Raw genomic sequence first — 10,948 nt, forward strand, 5'->3', positions numbered from 1 at the left:
ATTCAAGCCTATCTCTTATCTGGAGATACAGCTACTGTCCGGTGTTTCAGGGGGCTACATCAGTGAGGCAAAGCAAGTTAGCATTGAAAACGCTTTAGGTTATGTCGCTGGCTATTCCATTGTTAATGATGTCTCAGAGCGGGGTTTTCAGTTTCAGTCATCTCAATGGGATAAAGCGAAAAGCTGCGATACATTTGGCCCTGTTGGTCCCTATATCGTCACGCCCGATGAAGTTGGAAATCCACATGAATTAGATATCTGGCTGGAAGTTAATGGTGAAAAACGTCAGCAGAGCAACACCCGTCAGATGATTTTCTCCGTAGCAGAAATCGTCTCTTATGTTAGCCATTATATGACGTTAAAGCCCGGCGATCTCATTGCTACGGGTACCCCTGCCGGAGTGGGTTTAGGCATGAAGCCGGTGCCTGTCTGGCTAAAGGCGGGTGACCGAATCCGTATCCATATTGAGAAACTGGGATATCAAAACCCACTGGTAACAGAACAGACTCCCATTCGCTAATATGGGAGGTGCCCCAGGCCGATATATTCGTTTACATTGACGTCTTCTACAACCGGGCCCGGCGCCACACTCATCCCGGCGGCGTCAGTCCGGAGGACTTTAAACTGACCTCGTCGTGAGGACAGGGAATACCTGCTGAGGTGGGGTCAGTCCAGTTATAGATGGTATCCATTTTAGCAGCAATAATTATAGCCAGACTCCAAATGGGTGTTAAATATCTTATTGGTGCAATTTATTAACCCTTTGTTCTTAATCTCTCAAATCTTCGCACGATAATATAGCTGTTTCCCTATGATATATGCACAGTTAGCACGTGTGTTCTCATGGGCTATTGTTGTGCAACTGCCTGCCCCGAGTTGGTGCAATACTTTCCAGGCGCCACTTTTATTTTTATTAGAAATTAATAGTTGACAATGCTCAGAAATAATTACTATAGTGATGCTGACTTCTCCGCAAGAACGCCAACGTTGTCGGCTTGTGGTTATGGCAATAGAGCCCTCGCAATGTCATTTGACTTTGCTGGGCTTTTTTTTTGGCTTTTTTTCAGGTCTATCTATTAACTGAACCAGGGGTACTTATGTCCAGAATAAAATGTCATTACAGCATGCTATCAATCGCAATTGCTACTGTATTTACCGTAACCACTTCAGGAATGGCAACCGCGGCAGAACAACCAATAAAAATTGGTTTACTGGAAGATGCTTCAGGTAATTTTGCTTTACCGGTTATTCCTAAAATTCATGCGACTGAGCTTGCAATAGACGAGATTAATGCCAAAGGCGGAATACTCGGGAGAAAAATTGATTTAATACAATACGATACGCAATCCGACAACACACGTTTTCAACAAATGGCCCGTCGTCTGATTAAAAACGATAAAGTGGATGTGATTTTTGGGGCATTTTCCAGCGCCTCGCGTGAGGCTATCCGGCCGATTATGGATCGTGAAAAACAGCTTTACTGGTATAACAATCAGTATGAAGGTGGCGTGTGTGACTCTAATGTTTTCGTCACTGGTGCGGTTCCTGAACAACAATTTTCTACATTAATTCCATGGATGATGGCGAAGTATGGTAAAAAAGTTTATACCATTGCTGCCGATTATAATTTCGGGCAAATATCGGCTGAATGGGTCCGCAAAATTGTGAAAGAAAATGGTGGTACCATGGTGGGTGAAGAGTTTATCCCACTGAGCGTCTCGCAATTTGGTCAAACGATTCAAAATATCCAGAAAGTCAAGCCCGATTTTGTGATGACATTATTGGTTGGGGCGAACCAATCTTCCTATTATGAGCAACAAGCGGCGGCAAAACTAAATTTACCAATGGCGAGCTCCGTCAACGTTGGCCAGGCTTATGAGCATAAACGCTTTAAAGCCCCGGCGCTGAAAGACATGTATGTCACGACTAATTACATAGAAGAAGTAGACAGCCCGGCCAGTAATGACTTCAAACAACGCTTCCATGCCAAATTCCCGAATGAACCCTACATCAATCAGGAAGCGGCTAATGCTTATGATGCGGTTTATCTTTACAAAGCGGCAGTAGAGAAAGCCGGCACGACTAATATGGATGCTGTTCGTAAATCGCTGGAAAGTGGTGATATCTGTACTGATGGACCGTCCGGAAAAGTATGTATTGATCCCAAAAGTCACCATTTGAGCCATACCATCTATCTGGCCCATGTAAAAGATGATCATTCTATCGAGATACCTAAGGTATGGGAAAATATCAAACCTTACTGGCTAGGAGACGCTGGCTGTAATTTGCCGGTAAAACCGGACCACAGCCAGTACACCCCATCATCACCACCTAAAAAATCGTAAATCAAACCACGTGCCAGGGAAGTGCTCGAGTAACGGGAACTTCCCTGTTATATCCATTTTAAATCGTGTCAATCAGGACACCGGGGATTGCCAACGATGTTAGCGCTTTCTTTTATTTACTCAGTGATTTATCAGTTTGGCGATAACTTCGCTTATCTGGTGCTGGCAGCATTGGGGCTGGCGGTTATCTTCGGCATGATGGGGGTGATAAATCTGGCACACGGTGAATTCATTATGTGCGGTGCCTATGTCACCATACTGATGAACAAATCGGGTTTGCCGCTTCCGTTCGCCATGCTGTGCGGTACATTAGCCGCGGCATTCTTCGGCGGAGTCATCGAGCGTCTCATCGTGCGCCATCTTTATGGGCGTCTGTATGACTCGGTAGTCGCAACCTGGGCTATTAGCCTGATTGTGCAACAAAGCATGTTACTCATCGCCGGTCCATCACTGGAAGGGCTCTCAACACCTTTCGGCTCTTTCACTCTCGGCGAATATTCTTTTGCGACTTACCGTGCACTGCTGCCTTTCTTCGCCATCGCTATATTAATGATGCTCTATTGGCTGTTTTTCCACACCAACTACGGAGTCTGTGCCAGAGCGACTATTCAAAATGCCCGTATGGCCTCCTGCCTGGGGTTAGAAACTGACCGTATTTATACCTTAACTTTCGCGCTGGGTGCTGGATTGGCCGGGCTGGCCGGGGCTATTTATGCCCCGACGTTGACTGCCGTCCCTACCATGGGGAGCAGCTTTATTATCCAGGCCTTTGTTTCGGTCGTCGTGGGCGGCGCAAATGTCTTGGTTGGCACTATTCCTGCCGCAATTGCCCTGGGCGCAATACAGACCTGGTTAAATTCCTGGTATGGGCAACTTGCTGGCCAAATTGGCTTACTGGTCACCGCCGTACTGGTTATTCGCGTACTACCGAATGGTGTTGGCAGCCTGTTTACCCGTAACCGCTAGGAGCTGAATGTGACAACAACCTCTCTTAATTTATCGGCGAATGGTATGAAGAAACACAGACAATCCTCGAGCTGGCTGGCGACATTGTTAATTTTAGCTGGTGCTCTCATGCTACCGTTAGTGGTCGATAGCACCACGATCGGTGACTTTTCCTACTTTCTTCTCTGGACCTTCGGCGCCATCGGATTAGCTGCGATGTGGGGACATGGCGGTATTTTATCTTTCGGCCAAACGACGTTCTTTGGTCTGGCGGGTTACGCCTATGGTGTGATGACATTAAACTTCGGCGCTGGCGTGCTCTCTACCTGGTCCGGTTTAATTGTCGCATTGCTGCTTGCCGCTGCAGCGGCTGCGGCACTGGGTTACCTGATGTTTTACGGCGGGGTAACCGGTATTTTTGTTGGTATCGTAACCCTGTCCTGCACTCTGGTCCTGGAAACCTTTATGTCACAAACTGCAGGTCCACAATGGGCTATCGGCAGTGCGCGTTTGAATGGTTTCAACGGTATGTCAGGGATGCCCCCCTTGTCCATACCATGGGTTAACGGTGACTTGCCACTGGAAGACAACGGCTTTTATTACCTGATTATCTTGCTGCTCGCGGGTGTTTATTGGGGGGTGAGGACGTTGTTACGCTCCAATTTTGGCCTGACGTTGGCCTCAATTCGTGAAAATCCTCATCGGGCAGAGATGCTCGGCATTGATATCCGCCGTTATCAATTACTGGTGTTTGTGCTGGGAGGTGTACTTTCTGGCCTGTCCGGAGCACTTTATACCCTGTGGGGATCATATATTACCCCGTCATCAATGGGTTTATCCGCCGCTGCAATGCCGGTCATCTGGGTTGCCACCGCTGGGCGGAAAAACATTTTTGGCACGGTGATCATTACGGCCATCCTGGTGTGGCTATCCCAATGGTTAGCTGTTTATGGCAGCGAATATGCCTTGATTCTACTGGGCGCCATCTTGCTGTTAGTGGTATTAGCGGCGCCCAACGGACTTTTATCCTGGCTGGCTGAGAGCATCACCCGCTTGCTCTCCTCACGCCGGAAAAAGGAGGACTCGCTATGAATCAGGTCTCGCAGGAACCGATCCTCAAAACACGGGGATTAAGCAAACACTTCGGTGGTGCTCAAGTTATCAATCAAGTTGATTTACAAATACGTCGTGGCGAAGTGCGATGTGTTATTGGCCCAAATGGTGCCGGTAAAAGTACCTTTTTCAAATTACTCACTGGCGAGCATGTACCCAGTAATGGAGATATCCACTTTTTCAATCAGCGGATAAATACCTTAGCGCCTTTTCAGCGTATTCAAATGGGAATGAGCATTAAGTTTCAAATTCCCGGGATCTTTCCTGAACTGACAGTTGCGCAACATTTGCAATTATCTCTCAGCCATTTACGCCCGGAAGTTCGCTCACAGGCAGTCAGTGTGGATGAGTTATTAGAGCGTTTTAAGCTTACCGCTGAATGTCGTCAACTCGCGGCTAATCTATCCCACGGCAAAAAACAGTGGCTAGAAATTGCTATGGCGGTGTCGCTGCAACCCACGTTACTCATGCTCGATGAGCCAGTCGCAGGCTTGTCAATTGATGAAACCTACCTGACTGGCGAGTTAATTAAGCAAATGCAAAATGACGGTCTGACATTACTGGTGGTGGAGCATGATATGACATTTGTCCGGCAAATTGCTTCACAGGTCACGGTCCTTCATGGAGGGAAAGTTTTTGCAGACGGCAATGCCGGCGAAGTGCTGGCTCGCGAGGATGTAGCAGACATCTATTTGGGGAAAACCGTATGACTAACGTTGTTTTACAAATGCAGGAGCTGGCCGGTGGCTATGGCGGTGGGCAAGTTCTCAATGGCGTAACACTGCAGCTACATGCAGCCGAGGTATTGGGTTTGATTGGCCGCAATGGCGTAGGCAAAACCACATTGATGCGCACATTAATTGGCGTTGTTCCGGCAAAGCAAGGCCAAATTTTATTGGGCGAAATTGATATTACTCAGGCCTCACCGCAGCGCCGCGCTCGTTTAGGCATTGGCTACGTCCCGCAAGGGCGTGAAGTTTTTACCGGGCTGACCGTGTCGGAGAATCTGCAAGTCGGAATGCAATTTGTCCGTGAACATCGCGAATTTGCAAAAGAGATGCTGGATCGGGTACTGGATTACTTCCCCATATTGCGGCAAAGGCTCAAGCAAAAAGCCGGAACTATGAGTGGCGGTGAGCAACAGCAATTGGCGATTGCCAGAGCCCTGGTGGGCTCACCAAAGGTCCTGCTGCTGGATGAACCGTCCGAAGGTGTCCAACCTTCTATCGTCAATATCATTGCCGATACCCTGGTACGCATCGCCCGGGAACTCCATGTGGCCGTGATCCTGGTCGAGCAGGATATTGCGATGATCCAGCGGGCCGCACAGCGCTGTGCGGTAATGGATAAAGGCCTGGTTGTAGAAACGCTGACCCAACAACAGCTCTCTGATGATCTTTTAATGCGTCGTCATCTGGCTCTGTAACTAAACGCTATAAATTACGTGGAGAATAACATATGAAATGGTTGGAAGAATCCATTATGGCCAAACGCGGTGTTGGTGCCGGGCGTAAACCGGTAACGCATCACCTGACGGAAGAAATGCAAAAAGAGTTTCATTACACCATTGGCCCTTATTCCACACCCGTCCTGACCATCGAACCCGGTGACCGGATTATTGTCGACACTCGAGATGCTTTTGAAGGTGCTATCAATTCGGAACAGGATATTCCGAGCCAGTTGCTAAAAATGCCCTTTCTCAACCCACAAAACGGACCGATCATGGTCAATGGCGCGGAGAAAGGTGATGTGCTCGCTGTCTATATCGAATCCATGTTGCCCCGCGGCGTTGATCCCTACGGCATCTGCGCCATGATTCCGCATTTTGGCGGACTGACCGGGACCGACCTGACGGCTATGCTCAATGATCCGCTGCCAGAAAAGGTGCGCATGATTAAACTCGACAGTGAAAAGGTCTACTGGAGCAAACGCCATACGCTTCCCTATAAACCCCATATTGGCACCTTGAGCGTATCGCCAGAAATTGACTCAATCAATTCACTGACGCCAGACAATCACGGCGGGAATATGGATGTGCCGGATATAGGACCAGGGAGTATTACCTATCTGCCGGTACGTGCGCCTGGAGGCCGCCTGTTTATTGGTGATGCCCATGCTTGTCAGGGTGATGGTGAGATTTGCGGGACCGCAGTAGAGTTTGCCTCAATCACCACCATCAAAGTCGATTTGATCAAGAACTGGCAGCTTTCCTGGCCACGAATGGAGAATGCCGAAAATATTATGAGTATTGGCAGTGCACGTCCACTGGAGGATGCGACGCGAATTGCATATCGCGACTTAATTTACTGGCTGGTAGAAGACTTTGGCTTCGAACAATGGGATGCCTACATGCTTCTGAGTCAATGCGGCAAAGTGCGGCTGGGCAACATGGTCGACCCCAAATACACCGTTGGCGCGATGCTGAACAAAAACCTGTTAGTTTAGTAGGAATAACTAACCGGTGAACATTACCCGGATGTAGATCGGGGTAATGTGTAAGTTCAAACAATCGCTATTTTTAACAGCTAAAGCAGGTGCATATGGGGCCAGATACACCCATCAATATTGGTTTACTTTACTCCTTCAGCGGAGTGACGGCGGCACAAGAGTTGTCACAATGGCGCGGAGCAACCCAGGCTATTGCCGAAATTAATCAAAATGGCGGCATCAACGGCAGACCACTCAATGCAATTCATTTGGATCCGCAATCTGACGATGTACTGTTTCGTGCCATGGCCGAGGAATTAATTACCGAACATGAAGTAAATGTGATTTTTGGCGGCTATACCTCCAGCAGCCGAAAAGCGATGTCACCGATTGTTGAAAAGTATCGTCGGTTGCTGTTTTATTCGCAACTGTATGAGGGCTTTGAGTTTTCAGAAAATATTTTCTATGGCGGTGCCGCGCCTAATCAGAATTGTGTACAGCTGGCTGACTACCTCGCGGCTCAGTTTGGGACACGGGTTTATTTGATTGGTTCCCGTTATATTTATCCCTACGAATGTAACCGCAACATGCAGGAATTAATTCTGCAACGGCATGACGGAGCAGTGATTGGTGAGCGTTATCTTGATTTGAATGCGCCCTATGAAGCTTTTCTACCTATTATTGATGAGGTCATGAAAAAGCAGCCAGATTTTATTTTCAGCACTGTTGTCGGGCAGACCGTTCCTTTCCTGTATCAGGCTTATAAGGCTGCAGGTTTAGATCCTGCGCGTATGCCTATTGGTAGCTTAAATACCTCAGAAACTGAGATTGCCATTATGGGCGCGGAGGCCGCAAAGGGGCATTTTACTTCCGCCCCCTATTTTCAAAGTATTAACACCAAGGCAAATCAATCCGCACTCAAACAATTCCGTAAGCAATTCGGACCGGAAATGAGTACGGACATGAATTGGGAGGCCACGTACAGCCAGGTACACCTTTTTGCAAAAGCCATGGCCGAGTGTGGCAGTGATCATATCTACCCGTTATCAACCGCGCTGAGGGGTAGCCAGTTTGATGCTCCCCAGGGGCGTATTCGTATTGATCAGCTTAATCAGCATACCGGGCTATATCCGCGCATTGGTATGGCAAATGAAAATGGGCAATTTACAATTGTCCAGGAGTCTCGCCGTATTGTCGATCCCGATCCCTATATGACCAATCAGATTCAGGGCGATTGGGTAACGAAGCTAACAACTGTGGGGTATCCATATGCGCCCTCACGATAGCAGACTTAGCACAACAGCCATATTACTGAGTCGGGGGATTCGTTGCGTAGTGTTACACCCCGATGATGATGACGGTGCAACACTCACTAATCATTTACGCCGCATGGGATTTAAGGTTCAGGCCTTCTGGCCTATTCCTGAACGACTTCCCGCTGATACGGACCTGATTTTCTATGCATTACAGTCAGATAACCCAGAACCAGACGTGTCGTGGCTTAATCTGAGTAAACATGTCCTTATCGCGGTTATCGCCTATGAAAATCCAACGTTTATCGATCAAACCATCAGCATGGGTGCGGGAGCCACGATAACAACTCCAATTCGCTCTTCAGGCTTACTCTCTGCGATGGTGTTTGCTTTGCACCATGCTCAACAACAACGGCAGATGAGCGATCGAATAGAACGACTGGAGAAAAAAATGCTCGGTATCCGTCAGGTTAGTGAAGCTAAAGCCATCCTGATGAGAATGCACAGCATTGGCGAAGAACAGGCTTATGAGATTCTGCGCCATCAGGCTATGGACAAACGTATTACTGTCGAAGAGATCTCATGTTCGTTAATACAGGCCAATGACATTTTCTCCTGGACTACGCCCGGGGCGCCAGCATCCGGAAAAATGAAGTAAGCCTTACCTGGGCTCCCTGAACATCGCATTTATTAATCGTGAGGATCATCATGCCGATAGCCCCTTATCTTGCAGCCGCAATTCAATTCGAACCCTTAATGTTTGCCAAAGAAGCCAATTTACGTCAATTGCTTATATTGGTTGAACAGGCGGCACAGAAAGGTGCACGCTTGATTACAACCCCGGAAATGGCAACAACGGGATACTGTTGGTTTGACCGGCAGGAGATTGCGCCGATGGTAGAAACCGTCCCTGGCGAGAGTACAGCACTTTTTGCTGAGTTAGCGCAACATTATCAATGCTATATCGTTTTGGGAATGCCTGAAATCGACCCCAATACATCGCTGTATTACAACAGCGCCGTATTAATTGGGCCTGAGGGTGTTATCGGTTGCCATCGTAAAACCCACCCCTATATTTCAGAACCCAAATGGGCTGCGGCGGGCGATTCTGGACATCAAGTCTTCGATACTCCGCTAGGACGCATTGGTATGCTGGTTTGCATGGATATTCACTTCCCGGAAACAGCCCGCTTGCTGGCCCTGGACGGCGTTGACGTCATTTGTCACATCAGCAACTGGTTGGCAGAACGCACCCCCGCGCCCTACTGGATTAGCCGGGCAATGGAAAACGGTTGTTATCTGCTGGAGAGTAACCGCTGGGGACTAGAACGCGGAGTTCAGTTTAGCGGCGGTAGTTGTATTATTGAGCCTGATGGCAACATTGCCGCAGTGGTCGATAACGGTAATGGGATAGCGTATGCCGAAATAGATATCAACCGTAGCCGCCAGCGCCAGGTATTAGGGGAGCCGGTTTTTTATCAACGCCGTCCTGATTATTATCACTTACTATTAAGCGACAGTTTTTTATGGAACCCGCAGGATTTCTTTGGGCTGTATGGACATCAGCCACTCCCCCCAGGCAAGCAGAGCCGTATCACCGTGGCGCAGTTATCTCCCGGTGAGCAAGTTGAAGATAATCTGGCGGCGATAATCGCCATGACAAAAGAAGCTGTTTTGGAGCAAGGTAGCGAGCTGATCGTCTTCCCTGAATTAGCCTTGACAGGTCATTACGATAATGCGGCTCATGCTCAAACGTTAGAAAGCCCGGCAGTGCAGACGCTGGCTCGCCTGGCTATACAGCTAAGAGTCTACCTTGTGGTCGGAATGGCAGAAAAGCAACATGATAAAAACTACATTGCACAGATGCTGTTTGGGCCAGAAGGGATAATCGGCAGTTACAGGCAAATCCATCTTTCGCAGGAAAGCCAAAAATGGGCCAGCGCGGGAGAACACTGGCGAGTGTTTGATACCGCGCTTGGCAGAATTGGATTGTTGTCAGGTCACGATGCCCTGTTTCCCGAATCAGCACGAATTCTCGCTTTAATGGGATGCGATATTATTGCGTGTTCTGCTGCGCTTTCGGCAGGATTTACCGCCGCCCACGCGGGCAGCTCTGTGACACAGAATTTCCCTATCCCAACAGGGGCCGATCCGCTGCATTGGCACTTATTCAGAACCCGTGCGGGAGAAAACAATCTTTATCTGGTTTTTGCTAATGCACTTGATGGTATAGATGGGGCAGGAGGATTTAGCGGAATTTTCGGGCCAGAAACCTTCACTTTTCCACGGCAAGAACGGCTGCTTTGGCAGGAAACGCTGGTCACAACACAAATCGTCGACACACGCTCTCTTGCTGACAGCCCTTATCCAACCAATGTGGTACGGCGTAAAGATCTGGTTGCCATGCGCCAACCCCATCACTATAAACCGCTGCTGTATTAAGCCTTTTCGTTACAACCCGGGTTAATAATTGCGCCCTTCATCACTGATGAGAAGCAATGAAAAAAACCCAGACTATTAACTAAAGTAAGCGTGCAGCGAGAACCGTATTGACGGGGATGTGTTATTCAGTTGGCAGTGCTACGCGCCAGGGGAGTAGTTCGCTGACCCGGTTTATCGGCCAGTCAGCAATGACGTCAAGGACATAACGGAGGTAGCTTTCTGGCTCCACTCCGTTCAGTTTGCATGTCCCGATCAGGCTGTACAGCAGCGCTCCCCGCTCTCCTCCATGATCCGAACCGAAGAACAGGTAGTTTTTGCGGCCCAGGCTGACCATCCGTAGCGCATTCTCAGCTATGTTGTTATCTGCCTCGGCCCAGCCGTCGTCAGTATAGTAAGGGCTTTGTTGAATAAATCGAACTTTTG

11 protein-coding genes are annotated in these 10,948 nt (G+C 48.5%); 10 read left to right on the top strand and 1 reads right to left on the bottom strand.

Annotation, left to right across the window (positions count from 1 at the left end; all coding sequences use genetic code 11):
* The 10 genes from HMPREF3096_RS10535 to HMPREF3096_RS10580 form a co-directional block, all read left to right on the top strand.
* The coding region (locus HMPREF3096_RS10535; RefSeq protein ID WP_141749331.1) for a fumarylacetoacetate hydrolase family protein at nucleotides 1-520 on the top strand (520 nt) is incomplete at its 5' end.
* A 604-nt stretch (nucleotides 521-1,124) separates the two neighbouring features.
* Nucleotides 1,125-2,345 (top strand): urea ABC transporter substrate-binding protein, encoded by a 1,221-nt coding sequence (locus tag HMPREF3096_RS10540; RefSeq protein WP_032430998.1) that lies wholly within the window; start codon nucleotides 1,125-1,127, stop codon nucleotides 2,343-2,345.
* Nucleotides 2,346-2,441: 96 nt separating this feature from the next.
* Complete coding sequence (locus HMPREF3096_RS10545; protein WP_070544422.1) at nucleotides 2,442-3,311, top strand: ABC transporter permease subunit; 870 nt, start codon at nucleotides 2,442-2,444, stop codon at nucleotides 3,309-3,311.
* 9 nt (nucleotides 3,312-3,320) lie between these two features.
* Entirely contained in the window at nucleotides 3,321-4,382 is a 1,062-nt protein-coding gene (locus HMPREF3096_RS10550) for an ABC transporter permease subunit (protein ID WP_070544423.1), read from the top strand.
* Complete coding sequence (locus HMPREF3096_RS10555) at nucleotides 4,379-5,113, top strand: ABC transporter ATP-binding protein (protein ID WP_023328875.1); 735 nt, start codon at nucleotides 4,379-4,381, stop codon at nucleotides 5,111-5,113. Before HMPREF3096_RS10550 ends, HMPREF3096_RS10555 begins: the two co-directional genes overlap by 4 nt.
* The gene (locus HMPREF3096_RS10560) at nucleotides 5,110-5,829 is read left to right on the top strand and encodes an ABC transporter ATP-binding protein (protein WP_023328876.1); all 720 of its coding nucleotides are present in this window, start codon (nucleotides 5,110-5,112) and stop codon (nucleotides 5,827-5,829) included. Before HMPREF3096_RS10555 ends, HMPREF3096_RS10560 begins: the two co-directional genes overlap by 4 nt.
* Nucleotides 5,830-5,861: 32 nt before the next feature.
* Complete coding sequence (locus HMPREF3096_RS10565; protein WP_023328877.1) at nucleotides 5,862-6,848, top strand: acetamidase/formamidase family protein; 987 nt, start codon at nucleotides 5,862-5,864, stop codon at nucleotides 6,846-6,848.
* A 95-nt stretch (nucleotides 6,849-6,943) separates the two neighbouring features.
* Entirely contained in the window at nucleotides 6,944-8,116 is a 1,173-nt protein-coding gene (locus HMPREF3096_RS10570; RefSeq protein WP_023328878.1) for a transporter substrate-binding domain-containing protein, read from the top strand.
* Nucleotides 8,100-8,741, top strand: a complete 642-nt coding sequence (locus HMPREF3096_RS10575; protein WP_032430981.1) for an ANTAR domain-containing response regulator — start codon at nucleotides 8,100-8,102, stop codon at nucleotides 8,739-8,741. Before HMPREF3096_RS10570 ends, HMPREF3096_RS10575 begins: the two co-directional genes overlap by 17 nt.
* A 50-nt stretch (nucleotides 8,742-8,791) precedes the next feature.
* Complete coding sequence (locus tag HMPREF3096_RS10580) at nucleotides 8,792-10,525, top strand: nitrilase-related carbon-nitrogen hydrolase (RefSeq protein WP_032738458.1); 1,734 nt, start codon at nucleotides 8,792-8,794, stop codon at nucleotides 10,523-10,525.
* A gap of 121 nt (nucleotides 10,526-10,646) precedes the next feature.
* Here HMPREF3096_RS10580 and HMPREF3096_RS10585 read toward each other — a convergent pair.
* Nucleotides 10,647-10,948, bottom strand: a 302-nt coding sequence (locus tag HMPREF3096_RS10585; RefSeq protein ID WP_141749332.1) for a transposase domain-containing protein, incomplete at its 5' end; no start/stop codon positions are given.

Source organism: Klebsiella sp. HMSC25G12, assembly GCF_001807705.1.
Classification (GTDB): Bacteria; Pseudomonadota; Gammaproteobacteria; order Enterobacterales; family Enterobacteriaceae; genus Klebsiella; species Klebsiella variicola.